The sequence below is a fragment of the Bacillus sp. N12A5 genome, from assembly GCF_026790125.1.
In the GTDB taxonomy this organism is placed as follows: domain Bacteria; phylum Bacillota; class Bacilli; order Bacillales; family Bacillaceae; genus Bacillus.
The window spans coordinates 201,117-217,672 of the sequence record NZ_JALAMR010000007.1; the positions used below are offsets into that span (position 1 = coordinate 201,117).

A 16,556-nucleotide genomic window follows, 5' to 3' on the forward strand; every position below is an offset into this window, starting at 1 on the left:
TTTTCTTATCGTTTTTTAATTTCTTCAAGCAGGATTTTGTTGACCATCGGCGGGTTGGCTTGTCCTTTGGACGCTTTCATAATTTGTCCGACAAGGAAGCCGATCGCACGGTCTTTCCCGTTTTTAAAGTCTTCGATGGATTGTGGATTGTTGTCAAGCGCCTCTGTGACAAGCTTCAGAAGCACGCCTTCATCAGAAATCTGAACGAGGCCTTTTTCTTTCACAATCTTCTCAGCGTCGCCGCCTTTTTCAATCAATTCCTTGAACACTTTCTTCGCGATCTTAGAAGAAATGGTTCCTTTTTCTATCAATTTGATCATGCCGGCAAGGCCTTCAGGTGTCAGCGCAACATCAGCAAGCTCTTTTTGTTCTGCATTTAAGTAAGCTGACACTTCACCCATTAGCCAGTTAGATGCTTGTTTGGCTTCAGCGCCTTTTTGAACGGTTTCTTCGAAGAAATCAGCCATTTCTTTTGTCAGCGTCAGAACCATCGCATCATATGCAGGCAAGCCGAGCTCTTCGATATAGCGCTTGCGGCGCTCATCCGGAAGCTCAGGAATGCTTGCTCTTACGCGTTCCTTCCATTCGTCGTCAATGTAAAGCTCGACGAGGTCTGGCTCAGGGAAGTAACGGTAGTCGTCAGATCCCTCTTTGACACGCATGAGAATGGTTTTCTTCGTTGCTTCATCATAACGGCGCGTTTCCTGCTGGATAACGCCGCCGGAGAGAAGAACCTGCTCCTGGCGTTTTTCTTCATGCTCAAGGCCTTTTTGAACAAACGCAAAGGAGTTCAAGTTTTTCAATTCTGTTTTTGTGCCGAATTCCTCTTGGCCGATCGGACGAAGAGAAATATTGGCGTCACAGCGAAGTGAGCCTTCTTCCATTTTACAGTCAGAAACGCCTGTATATTGGATGATGGATTTCAGCTTTTCAAGATACGCGTACGCTTCTTCCGGCGTGCGGATATCCGGCTCTGATACGATCTCAACAAGCGGCGTTCCTTGGCGGTTGAAGTCAACAAGAGAATAGCCGTCGCCTGTGTGTGTCAGTTTTCCGGCATCTTCTTCAAGGTGAAGGCGTGTGATGCCGATACGTTTTGTTTTTCCGCCGACTTCAATTTCGATCCAGCCGTTTTCGCCGATTGGCTTATCAAATTGAGAAATCTGATACGCTTTCGGGTTGTCCGGATAGAAATAGTTTTTGCGGTCAAACTTCGTATCTGTTGCGATTTCACAGTTGAGCGCCATAGCCGCTTTCATTGCGAATTCAACAGCTTCTTTATTCAGAACAGGCAGGACGCCCGGATATCCGAGGTCAATGACGCTAGTCTGCGTGTTCGCCTCCGCGCCGAATGGCGTTGGAGAGCTTGAGAAAATTTTAGATTTTGTTTTTAACTCAACGTGGACTTCAAGTCCGATTACCGTTTCAAAGTTCAATTCTTTTCACCCCTTACAGTTCAGGTTTTGCTTTATGATGGTCTGTCGCTTGTTCAAATGCATGAGCAACACGGTATACAGTGCTTTCATCAAAGTGTTTTCCGATGATTTGCAGGCCGAGCGGAAGTCCGTCAGCAAATCCGCATGGCACGCTGATTCCCGGTACGCCGGCAAGGTTGACCGGAATCGTCAAGATATCGTTCGCATACATCGTGAGCGGATCTTTCGTGTTTTCACCGATTTTAAATGCAGGTGTCGGTGTAGTCGGTCCGACAATGACATCATACTTCTCAAATACGTCTTCAAAGTCCTTCTTAATCAACGTACGCACTTTTTGCGCTTTTTTGTAGTATGCATCGTAGTAGCCTGAGCTTAAAGCGAACGTTCCGAGCATAATGCGGCGTTTCACTTCATTTCCGAAACCTTCAGCGCGCGTTTGCTTATAAAGATCGATCAGGTTGTCCGCGTTGTCCGTGCGGTAACCGTAGCGGATGCCGTCAAAGCGTGCAAGGTTGGCTGACGCTTCAGAAGATGACAGCAGGTAATATGTTGCAAGCGCATATTTGCTGTGCGGAAGAGATACTTCTTCCCATGTAGCGCCGAGGCCTTCAAGAACTTTCAGCGCGGCAAGAACAGATTCTCTCGCTTCTTTGCCGACACCTTCACCAAGGTATTCTTTCGGAACTGCGATTTTCAGTCCTTTGATATCGCCAGTTAATGAAGAAAGATAATCAGGCACGTCCACATTTGCGCTTGTAGAGTCCATTTTGTCTACGCCGGAAATCGCTTGTAGCAAGAATGCGTTGTCCTCAACTGTACGTGTAATCGGCCCAATTTGGTCTAATGAAGACGCAAATGCGACCAGCCCGTAACGGGATACGCGTCCGTATGTAGGTTTCAATCCGACAACGCCGCAGAAGGATGCAGGCTGACGGATGGAACCGCCTGTGTCAGATCCAAGAGAAAACGGAACTTCTCCCGCAGCAACCGCAGCCGCTGATCCGCCGCTTGAACCGCCGGGAACTGTATCCAAGTTCCAAGGGTTTTTCGTCAGCTTGTAGGCTGAGTTTTCCGTAGATGATCCCATGGCGAATTCGTCCATGTTCAGTTTTCCGATTGTAACTGCTTCAGCATCTTGAAGGCGCTGAACCACAGTAGCGTCGTAAATCGGATCAAAGTTTTCGAGAATTTTGCTGGAGCATGTCGTGCGCAGCCCTTTTGTTACGATATTATCTTTTACGCCGATCGGCATACCGAAGAGAAGGCCGTGCTCAGAGCGGCCGTCAACCGCCTCATCAAGCTCCTTCGCGTACGCGCGCGCTCTTTCTTCATCTAATGCCAAAAAGGCTTGTACCTTATCATCAACCGCTTGAATGCGTTTATAAGATTCGTCAACCAGATCAGAAATCTTAATCTCTTTTTTATGTATGAGCTGTTTTAATTCTGTGATTTTGTGATCAAATAATGACATTCTTGTGTCCCTCCTTTAGTCCAGAATTGATGGCACACGAATATAGCCGTCTTTATGGTCAGGCGCATTTTTCATGACATCCTCAACCGGAAGGCCTTTACCCGCTTCATCTTCTCTCATGACATTTTTCATTTTCAGCACGTGAGTTGTAGGCTCCACATTGTCTGTGTTAACCTCATTAAGCTCCTCGGCAAATGAAATGATGCTGTCGAGCTGTTCAGTGAACATTTTTGCTTCTTCTTCCGTAATTGCAAGTCTTGCAAGGTGCGCAACGTGCTTTACTTCTTCTATTGAAATTCGTGACATATGATCCACCTCCACATATTTCTCCGTTAAGTCATATAATACTGATCATATCAAAAACAAGCCCTTTAAAGCAACAAATCGCCTTAGGACAGGCCTGTGTTTTCGAGACAATACCCTATATATTTTATACTAAAAAGAGGCAAAGGAGAAACGAAATATTTTTCTGAAAATTTTTACTTTAATTATTTTTTGAAAGCGTTTTACTTCTTATTCCCTTCTAGGTTAGCAGCGGTATTTCCCGCTAATGATCCATGTTTCATCGCTTGAATGGCTGGGAATACTTTGTTAGGTTAAGTTACCAAGTGCACCCGCAGAAAAATTTCTCTCGGTTTGCACTTGCGCCAGGCTGCTTAACTGGCACCATCAATTTGAGAGGTGATGCAACATTATTAGAAATGAAGAGAGGGTAAAACGTGAGTATTGAAATTATTATATCGTTAGGAATTTACTTTATTGCCATGCTGTTAATCGGCTGGTATGCATTTAAGAAAACCACTGACATCAACGATTACATGCTTGGCGGAAGAGGTCTCGGACCGTTTGTCACTGCTTTGTCTGCCGGCGCGGCGGATATGAGCGGATGGATGCTGATGGGTGTTCCCGGCGCGATGTTTGCGACAGGGCTGTCCACCTTATGGCTTGCTTTAGGGCTTACAATCGGGGCGTACTCAAACTACTTGCTGCTGGCTCCAAGACTGCGAGCTTATACGGAAGCGGCGGATGATGCGATTACAATTCCTGATTTCTTTGATAAACGATTCCAGCATTCTTCATCACTGCTGAAAATCGTATCTGCTTTGGTTATCATGATCTTTTTCACATTATATACCTCTTCGGGTATGGTATCTGGCGGACGGCTGTTTGAATCTGCTTTTGGCGCGGATTACAAATTAGGCTTGTTTCTGACTACCGCAGTAGTCGTGTTATATACACTGTTTGGCGGTTTCCTTGCTGTCAGTCTGACTGACTTCGTGCAGGGTGCGATCATGTTTGCAGCACTAGTGCTTGTGCCGATCGTTGCTTTTACCCACGTGGGCGGCGTTGCTCCGACTTTCCATGAAATCAGCTCTGTTAACCCACACTTATTGGATATCTTTAAAGGCGCGAGCGTCATTAGCATTATTTCCTATTTAGCCTGGGGCTTGGGCTACTACGGCCAGCCTCATATTATCGTCCGATTTATGGCGATTAAAAACATTAAAGATTTAAAGCCTGCACGCAGAATCGGCATGAGCTGGATGATCATTTCAGTTCTCGGTTCCGTGCTGACAGGTTTGATCGGTGTTGCTTATGCCCATAAATTCGGAGTTGCTGTAAAAGATCCGGAGATGATATTCATTATCTTCTCTAAAATCTTGTTTCACCCTTTAATTACAGGATTCCTATTGTCAGCTATTTTAGCTGCGATCATGAGTTCCATCTCCTCACAGCTCTTGGTAACAGCAAGTGCTGTGACAGAGGATTTATACCGGACGTATTTCAGACGAAAGGCTTCCGATAAAGAATTGGTCATGATCGGGCGTCTGTCTGTATTAGTGATTGCCGTTATCGCGGTTCTCTTATCATTGAATCCGAGCAGCACCATTCTTGATTTAGTCGGATATGCTTGGGCCGGCTTCGGTTCAGCTTTCGGTCCTGCGATTCTGCTCAGCCTCTATTGGAAGCGGATGAACGAATGGGGCGCGCTTGCTGCGATGATTGTCGGGGCTGCGACCGTGTTGATCTGGATTACAACCGGCCTGGCAAAATCAACCGGCGTGTACGAAATCATCCCTGGGTTTATTCTCAGTATGATTGCCGGCATCATTGTCAGCATGATCACTAAACGTCCTGCAAAAGCCTCTTACCGATTATTCGGTGTTATGGAGAAGCTGTTAAAGCGCAAAAAGTAATTAATAAGCCATCAAGCACCGCTTGGTGGCTTTTGTGCCCTTGTTTTGCTATAAATACTGTGAGAAAATCATATTTATTTAAAAACACCTTAGAGAAGGGGGAATTTGCTGTTGAGCTGGTATATTGATCCTGATATTTTATTAAAATTGGGCATTGCCACGTTGATTGGCATGGTCATTGGGCTGGAGCGCGAGCTGAAAAATAAGCCGCTCGGATTAAAAACCTGCATCGTTATCGCCGTCAGCTCATGCATGCTGACGATCGTCAGCATTAATGCGGCATATCATTTCCCTAAATACTACCGCATCATGATGGACCCGCTGCGTCTGCCGGCACAAATCATTTCCGGCGTCGGATTTATCGGAGCTGGTGTCATCCTGCGGAAAAGCAACGATGTCATTTCCGGCCTGACGACTTCGGCGATGATCTGGGGGGCTGCGGGGCTCGGGCTGGCAACAGGAGCCGGATTTTATAAGGAAGCATTTGCCAGTCTTCTGTTCATCCTGATCAGCGTGGAATTTCTGCCATGGGTAGTCAGAAAGATCGGCCCTGACCGCCTGCAGGAAAAAGACATCCGCATCAGAATGTCGCTTTCTGATAAAGACAAAATGACAGAGATTTTAAAAGAAATGAAAAGAAGAGATATCAAAGCACACTCCGTCCGAATCGATGATCTGGGCGAAAAGGATTTTCCAATTATGGAAGTGAAGGTCCGCGTCCATAAAAACAGATATACAACCGATGTCTACTATGACATTAAAGACATTGAAGGCGTAGTCGGCGTGAAGTGTGATACATTATAAAAGCCAATGGGATTGAACCCCATTGGCTTTTTTCTATCTAACCAGTGAAGAAAAATCAAATGCTGTAATCGGTGCGCCATGTTCTATATCTCTTCTGAAACCGGCCAGCATTTCTTTTTCCTCTTCTCCTATTGTGTTAAGATCAAACATCTGATGCAGCAACCCGTAAATCAGCATGTGGCGAAGGCGGAGGAAATCAGGTATCCACAACAGCCACTCAGGATCAAGATCATTTTCCTCCCGATACCCTTTCATAAAGTGCGTCATAAATTCTTTTGTAAACGCAGCTTTATCTTCATATGGAACAACCGGATACCACAGCACATTGTAAAGAAGAATGCTGATATCGTTAATGTACCAATTGTAGCCGATATCATCAAAATCAAATGCTGTAATTTTGCCATGGTCCCAATGAAAATTGCCATGATGCAGATCCGCGTGCACCAAGCCGTAGCTGTCCGGGTTCTTCGGCAGCCGCCGCAATTTATTCATCAGCAAATCAACTTGCTGAAACACCTTTTCCTGATCTTCAGGAACATACTTTCTCAGCTTTAATTGCTCCTCTTCATCCCATTCCTGTCTTTTAAAAGCGGGATTGCTTAGTGTATAGCTTTTTGTGAGGCTGTGCAAGCTCCCTGTGTACCTGCCAAGCTTATAAAATAGTGTTTCATTCCAGTCCGATTCATTCACTTTTTGTCCCGGTGCTTTCTCATACACTCTCAATAAAAATGCCCCGCCGTTTCCGTCGGGCACCTCTTCAACCTTTTTCCCGCTCAGCGACAGGAGCGGTTTGGCAACTGACATTCCGCCTTCTGCCAGGTGACGGAGCCAATCCATCTCTCCCATAATGTAATCAGAAGATCTCCGAATCGTATGGGTGATCTTTAAAATATAAGAGTAATTGTCTTTCATACATTCATATACATAGTTTTCCGCATCAGCCAGAAAACGAACCTGATTTTTTGCAAAACCATATCTCTCTGCAGCCTCTGCCAAAACCTGGTCTTCACGAAATATGTCTTTGATTTCTTTATGCATAACTAACTCCCTTTCTTCGCTATCGATTTGAAATGGATTATTTTCACACGAGTGCCAGCATCAACATACCTCCCTTTGTTTTGTGTTTCGGCAGAAGCGAAATTGTTTTTCCTTTTCCTGTTAATTGTAACATAAAAAACCCTTGTGCCAATATGGCACAAGGGTTCTGCTTTGTTTATCAGTCATAAATGTGGACAGTCGGTTCTTTATCTCCGGCATTGCGGATAATGACCGCTTCCTGCCCGTCTGAGGACGTGATATTGACTTCAACATCAACTGAGCTCTTGGAGTAGTAGTCCATCACTTCACCCGTTAAGAACTGGGTAAACGCGACGACTTCACTTTTTCCGTAGAATTGCATTGGAATGTCAATCTTCATTTTCGTCATTTCATTATTTTCATATAGCGCTGTACCTACAACACCTGTATAGTTCGGGAAATACTCTTCAATTGAGTTTTTAAACCGCTTAAAGACCTCGGTGTCATCCGGGTATTTTTCCGCTGTGGCTGTATCCGCCGGGTAGAATACATACTTTTCATTTATGTCATCCCAGTTTGAGATATCCGTGGAACCAGCCTTGACTTCTGTTTTGGCGATGAAGTTCCCAGGCACAATCGAAGTTTTTGACGCCTGCTTGTAGAGTGCGACCGTAATTGGCACATTCTTCAGGTTGTCTTTTTTACGGAGACGGTTAATGACCTCCTGTGCGATTTTTTCTCCCTGCTGGCGGAGCGTGCTGTCCTTAATCTCCACTTCTTTTTGAGGGTCGCCTGTTTTTTCACGATAGTAATACACGGAGTTTAACGCCAATCCGATCATCACGCCGCCAAGCTGGATGGAATTCTTGTCTTTTCTGACTAAATAATCGTGCTCCAGCATGGAAGCTAAATAAACCGGGCTGCTTTCGTTCTTTTCTTCTGTTGAGCCGGAGCTCGGGAGCGCCGGGTTCAAGCCTTCATTTTTGAAGTTTTTATCTTCTTTTTCGGCTTTTTTCAGATCAGAGCCTGTTTTTTTCCGTGCCAGCCAGCTTAATACTGTATCTTCATCTAAATATTGCCCTTCTTGGAACAGATAATCGTCAGTCGAGAAGGAGTCCTGGGCAAGACGCATCAGCCCTGTTTCGAACTCATCAATGTCCAATCTTGTATTCAGCTGTTCCGTTGTCAAGCCGCGCGCTTTTCCCGCCTTAAACGGCAGCACCATTTTATAATAGGAATCAGAGATATTATATTTCGGGACAATCGCTTTTTCTGACGATTTCGCCGTCTTTTGCGTAATCTCTTCCTCCTTCTCCCCCCCAAAACCTGACGAGCAGGCAGACAGCATTAACACTGCCGCCGTTGCCGCCAATGCCAACGTCTTTTTCAATAGAAAACACTCCTCTTATTTCTTTAGCTCTCCCATTAACTGTTCTTCATTCCACACTTCAATGTTCAGCTCTTGTGCTTTTGCCAGCTTGCTTCCCGCCGCTTCTCCGGCGATGACCAAGTCTGTGTTTTTGCTGACGCTTCCAGTCAGCTTTCCGCCGAGCGCTTCGATCTGCGCTTTGGCTTCGTTTCTTGACAGTTCTTCCAGCTTTCCTGTCAGAACAATTGTTTTACCGGCAAAGTAAGAATCGCTGTCCTCTGCTTTTACTTTTTTCGGGCCCTTGTAGAGTGTGTTTACGCCCAGCTCCTGCAGTTCATCCAGGAGTTCCAGCATTTCTTCTTTATGAAAATAAGTAATGACCGCGTCAGCCATTTTTTCACCGATTTCATCTACCGCGAGAAGCTCCTCTTTAGAGGCTTTTTTCAGGTTCTCCAGGCTTTCAAAATGCATGGCAAGCGTCTTTGCAGCCTTTGATCCGATAAAGCGAATGCCGAGTCCGAACAGCAGGCGCTCTATCGAATTTTCTTTTGATTTTTGGATGGAGCTGATCAGGTTTTCAGTGGACTTTTCGCCCATGCGTTCAAGCTGGATGACCTGTTCCTTTGTCAGTTTATATAAATCTGCCACATTGCGGACAAGATTCTCCTCGAACAGCTGTGTGATGACTCGTTCACCAAGCCCGTCAATGTTCATGGCATTGCGGGAAACAAAATGGATCAGCCCTTCCCGGATTTGCGCCGGGCATTCAGGGTTAATGCAGCGCAGCGCCACTTCTCCTTCAATACGGACGAGTTCACTGCCGCATTCAGGACATTCCGTCGGCATACTGAATTCCTTTTCTTCCCCTGTGCGCTGTTCAACGAGGACGTTCACGACTTCCGGAATGATATCGCCCGCTTTTTTGACGACAACTTTATCCAAGATCCGAATGTCCTTCTCTCTAATTAAATCTTCGTTATGAAGGGATGCTCTTGAGACCGTTGTGCCGGCAACTTTTACCGGCTCAAGAATCGCGGTCGGCGTAATCACACCCGTTCTGCCGACATTTAATTCGATATCGAGAAGCTTCGTGACAACCTCTTCAGCAGGAAATTTATATGCGATGGCCCAGCGCGGGCTTTTCGCCGTAAAACCAAGCTCCTCCTGCTGATCAAGAGAATCAACTTTAATCACGATGCCGTCAATTTCATACGGAAGGTCAGCGCGCTTTGACTGAAACTCGTCAATCAGCTCTATGACTTCTTCTATGCTGCCGCATTTTTTTCGTTCCTGGTTCGTTTTAAATCCGATTTCGTCGAGAAAATCAAGCCCTTGGCTTTGCGTCTCCACACCCATCTCGTCAAGCTCCGCTATACTGTAGACGAAGATATCAAGATTTCGTTTCGCAGCAATTTTCGGATCGAGCTGTCTGAGTGATCCCGCGGCGGCATTTCGCGGATTGGCGAACGGTTCTTCCTCGTTTTTGATCCGTTCCTCATTGAGCTTTTCAAACGAACGCTTTGGCATATACGCCTCGCCGCGCACTTCTATCGACAAATCACGTTTCATTTTCAGCGGGATATTGCGGATCGTCTTCAGATTCTCCGTAATATCCTCTCCCGTCGTTCCGTCACCTCTTGTGGCTCCTCTGACAAAATAGCCGTCTTCATAACGGAGAGAAACAGCAAGACCGTCTATTTTCAGCTCCACATTATACGCCACATCGTCGCCGACGGCCTGACGCACCCGGCGGTCGAAATCACGGAGATCATCAGCATTAAAGGCGTTGCCCAGACTGAGCATCGGCGTGCCGTGGGTGACTTTCTGAAACGCTTCAAGCACGGCTCCGCCGACACGCTGCGTAGGAGAGTCAGGCGTTCTGAGGTCTGGATGCTCCTCCTCAATCGCAATCAGCTCCTGCATCAATCTGTCGTATTCGGCATCAGGGACGCTCGGTTCATCTAAGGTGTAATATTCATAGCTATACTTATTGATGGTGCGGCGCAGTTCTTCTGCCCGCTGCTTCGCTGTTTCTTTGTCCATCTGCTTCTTCCTTTCCTCTTCAATTACTGCTTTTCAATAGGAGCGAAGGCCGCTAACAGGCGTTTCACGCCGATAGGGCTCGGGAAGGCAATATCGAGCTCTGTCCCTTCTCCTTCGCCTTTCACACTGACGACAGTTCCTGTTCCCCATTTTTTATGGCCAGCCTTATCTCCGACTGCCCAATTTAAAGTGTCGCCGCCTGTTTTGCTGGCGTAGGATACCGGACGTGAAACAGGGCCGCGTCTCGGCTGCATTTTTCTCGCAGACGGCGCTCTCGTTTCTTTTTTCTCATTTAGGTTTTCCAATAAATCATCCGGTATTTCAGCTATAAAGCGAGATTCCGGGTTCATATTCGTTCGGCCAAACAAAGTGCGCATTTTAGCGTTTGTCAGATAAAGTTCCTGCTCTGCCCTTGTAATCCCAACGTACGCAAGGCGGCGTTCTTCTTCCATTTCCGCTTCCTCCATGAGAGAACGGCTATGCGGGAAGACGCCTTCTTCAAGCCCCATCAAGAAAACAACCGGGAACTCCAGTCCTTTTGCGGCGTGCAGTGTCATCAGGGTGATTGCATCCTTGCCGCCGGACTCTTCCTCCTGCTGGTCAAGCTGATCGATATCTGCAATCAGCGCCAAGTCTGTCAGGAACGCAACGAGTGTCTTATCTTCGCTTTTCTGTTCAAAGTTTTTCGTGACAGACAGGAACTCGTCGATGTTTTCTAAACGGCTTTGGGCCTCGATCGATTTCTCAGCCTTCAGCATTTCCCTGTATTCGGTCTTATCCAGAATTTCTTCCGTCAGCTCTGTAATGGATAAGTAATCCTGCATATTGGTCAGGTTCTCAATCATCTGCCTGAAGCTGTCAAGCGCATTGGCTGCCTTGGCGCTGACGCCGATAAAATCAACCTGCTGAATCGCTTGGAAAAATGACAGGCCGTTCATCGCCGCATATGAAGCAATTTTTTCAAGTGATGTCGCGCCGACTCCGCGTTTCGGCACATTGACAATGCGCGTGAAACTGATATCGTCATCCGGATTGGATACGAGTCGAAGATAGGCGAGAATGTCTTTAATTTCTTTTCTGTCATAGAACTTTGTGCCGCCGACAATGTTATAGTTCAAGCCCGCTTTGAGAAGCGTTTCCTCAATCACACGGGACTGTGCATTTGTCCGGTACAAAATGGCGATATCCGACAGCTTCCGCTTGCCTGAGCTGTAAAGCTGATGGATTTTACCGGCCACAAACTGCCCTTCGCCGAACTCATTATCTCCGCGGTAATAGGAAATCTTGATGCCTTCGTCGTTTTCCGTCCATAAATTTTTCGGTTTGCGGTTAGAGTTGTTTTTGATGACCTCGTTAGCCGCGCGCAAAATCCGTTTAGTTGAACGGTAGTTTTGTTCCAGCAAAATGACACTAGCATTCGGATAATCTTTTTCGAAAGAAAGGATGTTGGTGATATCCGCCCCGCGCCATCTGTAGATCGACTGGTCAGAGTCCCCGACAACGCAAAGGTTCTGGAAACGCTCTGCAAGCTGCTTAACGAGCATGTATTGTGCCCTGTTTGTATCCTGATACTCATCGACGTGGATGTACTGGAATTTGCGCTGATAAAATTCGAGCACTTCCGGCACACGTTCAAACAGTTTAATCGTCGTCATAATTAAATCGTCGAAATCGAGCGATTGGTTTTTCAATAGCTTCTTCTGATAATCAGCATATACATCGCTGACCACTTGATCGTAGTAGCCGCCCGCAACTTTAGAGAATTCCTCCGGTTCGGTCAATTCGTTTTTCGCACTGCTGATCGTGCCGAGGATGCTTCTCGGATCAAATTTTTTCGGATCAAGATTGCGTTCCTTCAAAATCCCTTTGATGACCGAAAGCTGGTCCGCTGTATCAAGGATGGAGAAATTGCGGTTGATCCCGATCCGGTCGATATCTCTGCGCAAAATCCGCACGCACATGCTGTGGAATGTGGAAATCCAGATATCGTCCGCGCCCGGTCCGAGAATGCTTTCTACACGTTCTTTCATTTCCCGTGCCGCTTTATTTGTAAATGTGATCGCCAAAATGTTCCACGGCGCCACATGCTTTTCTGCCATTAAATAAGCGATCCTGTGTGTCAGGACACGCGTCTTTCCGCTTCCCGCTCCCGCCATCAGCAAAAGAGGCCCGTCCGTTGTTTTGACAGCTTCCTGCTGAACGGGATTTAAACCGCTTAGTAATTGATTGCTAATATAATTCAAAATTTGTTCACCCGCCTATACAAAACATATGTTCTATCATAAACCAAATCCGTACAATTTACTACTCGCCTTTCACAGCCGCTACTGTTTTCAAAGCACGGTCAAAATCTTCATATACCGCATTGCCTACAACGATCACGTCCGCATGCTCTGCATACTGTTTGGCCGTTTCCGCATCCTTGATGCCGCCGCCGTAAAACAAGGTGGACGTTTCCAATACAGCCTTCGTTTTCTTCACGGCTTCTATGTCTCCAAGCATGCCGCTGTATTCCAAATAAAAAATGGGAAGATGAAGCAGCTCAGACACACGCGCATAGGCGACAATATCGTCAATACTCAGATCGGCATCCGCTTCAGTCAGTGCCGCCGCTTTGCAATCAGGATTAGCGATGCAGTAGCCTTCCGCCACGATTTCTTCCACAGACATCAGTTCTCCGTATTCCTTCATGGCTTTCTGGTGCATGCCAACAATCCAGTCCGCGTTTTTGCTGTTTAATACACTTGGAATAAAATATAAGTCAAAGCCGGGAACGATTGCTTCAATTGCTGACACCTCAAGGACACACGGCACCAAAAACCGTCTCACCTTAGACATCATCCGCAGGACATTGTCCTCTGTCACACCATCGCTTCCTCCGATAATGACCGCATCCGTTCCTGATTCGCAAAGAATCTCCAGCTGTTCATCAGGCAAATCTTTATTTGGATCGAGTTTAAAGACATGCTTCCACTCTGTTACATCGTACACGTCATACGTTCCTCCATTCGTTTGTTACCATTTAAACATTATAACAAATTCACATAGCACGGAAAAACGGAAAAAGCCGTTAATCTCGTTATTCACTGAAAAAGGTGTTTTGATTCTTTTTTCATAAAAAAGAAAGCGTTAGGTCTAACATGCTGATGCACTCGCACATTAAGTTCTTCAAAAAAACCCAATTTTCGTCATATTTCCTCCCGCACAAACTGTTATTGTTTGGAAAGCGTTCAAGTGTGGAAATGGTTACATAAAAAAGGGAGGCTGACAGATGGAAACCATCATCATCGCACTCATCGCATTTATCATCGGGATCATTGCCATTCCCATCATTTTGTTTGTCTGGATCTACATAAAGGATGAAAAACAGCAGGAGCATTCGATTCTCCGCAACTATCCCGTCATCGGAAGGTTGCGATATATCCTGGAAAAAATCGGGCCGGAGCTCAGGCAGTATTTATACAGCAATGATAATGAAGAGCAGCCTTTTTCACGAAAGGAATATGAGCAAACGGTTATCTCGGGCAAATACAAAAGCAGAATGATAGGCTTTGGTTCTGTAAAAGATTTTGATAAACCGGGCTACTATATCCGTAACGCTATGTTTCCAAAACTAAAAGAAGAAATGCACGTCAATCAAACGCCTAAAATTGAAACCAAAATCTATAAACTAGATGCTGACAATCTGTTCAAACGCAAGGAGCACGCCGAACGCATCAAGGCAGATCCATTTTTTCTCCATCCTGATGATATACAGGTAATCGGTGAGCATACATGCGAGAAGCCTTTTTATGTGAAAGGATTAGTCGGCCAGTCTGCCATGAGCTACGGTTCTCTTGGAGAACGGGCGATTACGGCGCTATCAAAAGGGCTTCATCAGGCAGGCGGCACTTGGATGAATACCGGTGAAGGGGGATTATCTGAGTATCACTTAAAAGGCGGTGCTGATATCATTTGCCAAATCGGGCCTGGTCTTTTTGGCGTGCGCAAAAGAAACGGGGAATTTTCGTTGGAGGAGTTTAAACGCAAAAGCAGGCTCGACCAAATTAAAGCGTTTGAGCTGAAGCTGGCGCAAGGCGCGAAAACACGCGGCGGCCATGTGGATGGCGCCAAAGTATCTGAAGAAGTGGCAGACATCCGGAATGTCGAACCCGGAAAATCGATTGACAGCCCGAACCGCTTTCATGAATTTTCAAGCGCCCCTGAGATGCTCGACTTTATTGAAACACTTAGAGATGTCGGCCAAAAGCCAGTCGGGATCAAACTTGTCGCAGGGCACCCTGATGAATTGCACGAGCTTTTCTCTTATATGCAGAAAAGCGGAAAGCATCCGGATTTTATCACGATCGATGGGAGCGAAGGCGGTACCGGCGCTTCCTTTTACGAGCTTGCTGACACAGTCGGCCTTCCGATTATGACAGCGCTGCCTATCGTTGATACGCTGCTTAGACAATATGGCTTGCGCAGCCAGCTGAAAATCTTTGCTTCCGGAAAGCTCCTGACTCCTGACAAAATTGCGGTCGCCTTAGCCCTCGGCGCTGACTTTGTCAACATTGCACGCGGGATGATGTTTTCGGTCGGCTGCATCCGTGCTCTCGTCTGCCACACGAACACATGCCCGGTAGGCGTGGCGACAACAGATCCAAAATTGCAAAAAGCACTGAGCGTTGAGGAAAAACAGCATCGTGTCTGCAACTACGTTATTTCGCTGCGCGAGGGGCTGTTTAACCTCGCTGCTGCAGCCGGGATCAATTCGCCGGTCCGCTTTTCCAAGGAGCACGTTGTCTATCGAAAAGAAGACGGCAGCATCGTCGACATCGACCACCTGATTCACCAATTTGTTTCATAAAGAAACCGCCCTTGCCGAACGGCAGGGCGGTCTCTGTTATTTTGAAGAAGACTCGGTTTCCGTCTCCTTCACACGGTCAAGCGCCATTTCATAAGCGTCATTTCCGTAATTTAAGCAGCGTTTCACACGGGAAATCGTAGCCGTGGAAGCGCCTGTTTCTGTTTCAATCTTATGGTATGTGTTTCCTTCGCGAAGCATGCGCGCCACTTCAAGGCGCTGAGCCAGCGATTGAATTTCGTTAATTGTGCAAAGATCATCGAAGAACCGGTAACATTCCTCCAGGTCTTTCAGCGATAAGATCGAGTTGAATAACTGGTCCAGTTCTTTGCCGCGTAATTTATCGATTTGCATCGTTACACACCTTCTCCTTTACTAATGGAAGCCGCATCGAGATCAGGCACGATATTCATCCAAGTCTTTCCTGGCACAAACGGCAGCCATTTGCCGTCTTTCACCGGCACAATTCTTCCGTTTACTTGTTTCCAGTCTGTTTCAATGACGTTTCCGTTCTGAAACAACAGACCTTTTCCCCCTGATTCCAGGTCGATGTCCCGCCTTCCATCTTGATCAATAGTTTGATGGCTGGCTTCAACAATGAAAATATTTTGCATTGCAACCGGCTTTCCGGTTTCCCGGTCTGTCGTTATGACACCATCAGAGCTTCTTGTATAAGCTTCAGCTTTTTTATCATAGTTGTATTCGACAAGATTTGTAACGTTCTTTGTTCCATAATCTACCCGAACATTGTAGGATTCATTTGCAGGTTTTGCTTCTGATGTTTGAAACAGCAGCGGATCTGTTTTTTGCTTTAGCTTATATCCCTTTTGTTCCGCCGCCTGTTTTATGTAATCATAGGACGTGTAGGAATTGTGGGGCGGTTTGCTGAAATCAGCTCTCCAAAATAAGCTTCCGTCAAAATCCAATCCGTTCATATAATCGGCAGCTCCGGATTCCAGCTGCTCTTTAGCGCCGGGACTCCATCCATGATGGACAAATATGCTGTCAAAGCCATTGCTGAGAGTGACGAAATATTCCCGCGCGCTCCGCACAGGGCCGACAGTTTCAGGCATCTGGCTTTGAAAAATAGCCAGAAATCTTGTAATTTGTCCTTCGGCAAGCGCCTCTATGACAATGTCGGCTTTAGACAGTCCTGACTGCGGCCTCGCCTTCGGGTGATTGTTCACCACTACAGCAACAGGCCGGCGTTCAGTCACCTTCTGTTCAGTCGCAAGTCCCGTCAAAGGAGCTTTCGGCTTCTTTGCAGAAATCGGGACAGCATCCTTCTGCTGGCAGGATACCAGCAGAAAAAACACGAAACACAGCACGCAAACTGTCATCCATTTTTTCATATGTCGGCTCCCCGCTCTTT

The 16,556-nt window shown here is 46.4% G+C and carries 13 protein-coding genes; 3 read left to right on the forward strand and 10 right to left on the reverse strand.

The genetic code is table 11. The annotated features are described in order from the left end of the window. Positions 1-5 precede the first annotated feature (5 nt). Genes gatB through gatC form a run of 3 tightly spaced genes read right to left on the reverse strand, consistent with a single transcriptional unit; the run spans position 6 to position 3,213 of the window. Positions 6-1,436 carry an Asp-tRNA(Asn)/Glu-tRNA(Gln) amidotransferase subunit GatB gene (gatB, locus tag MOC09_RS09005; RefSeq protein WP_268370275.1) on the reverse strand — a complete coding sequence of 477 codons (1,431 nt, stop codon included), beginning with the start codon at positions 1,434-1,436 and terminating at the stop codon, positions 6-8. Between the two features lie 13 nt (positions 1,437-1,449). Continuing rightward, positions 1,450-2,907 carry an Asp-tRNA(Asn)/Glu-tRNA(Gln) amidotransferase subunit GatA gene (gatA, locus tag MOC09_RS09010; protein ID WP_268361822.1) on the reverse strand — a complete coding sequence of 486 codons (1,458 nt, stop codon included), beginning with the start codon at positions 2,905-2,907 and terminating at the stop codon, positions 1,450-1,452. 15 nt (positions 2,908-2,922) lie between these two features. Further along, positions 2,923-3,213 (reverse strand): Asp-tRNA(Asn)/Glu-tRNA(Gln) amidotransferase subunit GatC, encoded by a 291-nt coding sequence (gatC, locus tag MOC09_RS09015; protein ID WP_003219442.1) that lies wholly within the window; start codon positions 3,211-3,213, stop codon positions 2,923-2,925. 413 nt (positions 3,214-3,626) lie between these two features. Between gatC and opuE the strand changes: the two genes are divergently transcribed. Then, the gene (gene opuE, locus MOC09_RS09020) at positions 3,627-5,105 is read left to right on the forward strand and encodes a proline transporter OpuE (protein WP_268370276.1); all 1,479 of its coding nucleotides are present in this window, start codon (positions 3,627-3,629) and stop codon (positions 5,103-5,105) included. A gap of 105 nt (positions 5,106-5,210) precedes the next feature. Continuing rightward, positions 5,211-5,909, forward strand: coding sequence for an MgtC/SapB family protein (locus MOC09_RS09025; protein ID WP_268361819.1), 699 nt, complete (start codon positions 5,211-5,213; stop codon positions 5,907-5,909). Positions 5,910-5,942: 33 nt separating this feature from the next. Here MOC09_RS09025 and MOC09_RS09030 read toward each other — a convergent pair whose 3' ends face one another. The 5 genes from MOC09_RS09030 to MOC09_RS09050 form a co-directional block, all read right to left on the reverse strand. Next, on the reverse strand, positions 5,943-6,947 hold the full coding sequence (locus MOC09_RS09030; protein ID WP_268370277.1) for a phosphotransferase enzyme family protein: 1,005 nt from the start codon (positions 6,945-6,947) through the stop codon (positions 5,943-5,945). Between the two features lie 178 nt (positions 6,948-7,125). Then, positions 7,126-8,316, reverse strand: coding sequence for a CamS family sex pheromone protein (locus MOC09_RS09035; RefSeq protein WP_268361816.1), 1,191 nt, complete (start codon positions 8,314-8,316; stop codon positions 7,126-7,128). Between the two features lie 15 nt (positions 8,317-8,331). Next, positions 8,332-10,338 (reverse strand): NAD-dependent DNA ligase LigA, encoded by a 2,007-nt coding sequence (gene ligA / locus MOC09_RS09040; protein ID WP_268370279.1) that lies wholly within the window; start codon positions 10,336-10,338, stop codon positions 8,332-8,334. 23 nt (positions 10,339-10,361) lie between these two features. Then, positions 10,362-12,581, reverse strand: a complete 2,220-nt coding sequence (gene pcrA / locus MOC09_RS09045; RefSeq protein ID WP_268370281.1) for a DNA helicase PcrA — start codon at positions 12,579-12,581, stop codon at positions 10,362-10,364. Between the two features lie 61 nt (positions 12,582-12,642). Then, positions 12,643-13,329: a heptaprenylglyceryl phosphate synthase gene (locus MOC09_RS09050; RefSeq protein WP_268361810.1), complete on the reverse strand. Its 687-nt coding sequence runs from the start codon at positions 13,327-13,329 to the stop codon at positions 12,643-12,645. Between the two features lie 280 nt (positions 13,330-13,609). Here MOC09_RS09050 and MOC09_RS09055 point away from each other — a divergent pair, with 280 nt between their 5' ends. Then, positions 13,610-15,187, forward strand: coding sequence for an FMN-binding glutamate synthase family protein (locus MOC09_RS09055; protein ID WP_268370283.1), 1,578 nt, complete (start codon positions 13,610-13,612; stop codon positions 15,185-15,187). A gap of 36 nt (positions 15,188-15,223) precedes the next feature. Here MOC09_RS09055 and MOC09_RS09060 read toward each other — a convergent pair whose 3' ends face one another. Both MOC09_RS09060 and MOC09_RS09065 read right to left on the reverse strand, forming a co-directional pair. Further along, complete coding sequence (locus tag MOC09_RS09060) at positions 15,224-15,538, reverse strand: YerC/YecD family TrpR-related protein (protein WP_003219429.1); 315 nt, start codon at positions 15,536-15,538, stop codon at positions 15,224-15,226. Between the two features lie 2 nt (positions 15,539-15,540). Further along, positions 15,541-16,536, reverse strand: a complete 996-nt coding sequence (locus MOC09_RS09065) for a DUF3048 domain-containing protein (RefSeq protein WP_268370284.1) — start codon at positions 16,534-16,536, stop codon at positions 15,541-15,543. Positions 16,537-16,556 lie beyond the last annotated feature (20 nt).

Coding starts and splice junctions, on each gene's coding strand:
- MOC09_RS09060 (WP_003219429.1), bottom strand. CDS start 15,538: ATGCAAATCGATAAATTACGCGGCAAAGAACTGGACCAGTTATTCAAC.
- gatA (WP_268361822.1), bottom strand. CDS start 2,907: ATGTCATTATTTGATCACAAAATCACAGAATTAAAACAGCTCATACAT.
- MOC09_RS09055 (WP_268370283.1), top strand. CDS start 13,610: ATGGAAACCATCATCATCGCACTCATCGCATTTATCATCGGGATCATT.
- MOC09_RS09065 (WP_268370284.1), bottom strand. CDS start 16,536: ATGAAAAAATGGATGACAGTTTGCGTGCTGTGTTTCGTGTTTTTTCTG.
- gatC (WP_003219442.1), bottom strand. CDS start 3,213: ATGTCACGAATTTCAATAGAAGAAGTAAAGCACGTTGCGCACCTTGCA.
- MOC09_RS09030 (WP_268370277.1), bottom strand. CDS start 6,947: ATGCATAAAGAAATCAAAGACATATTTCGTGAAGACCAGGTTTTGGCA.
- ligA (WP_268370279.1), bottom strand. CDS start 10,338: ATGGACAAAGAAACAGCGAAGCAGCGGGCAGAAGAACTGCGCCGCACC.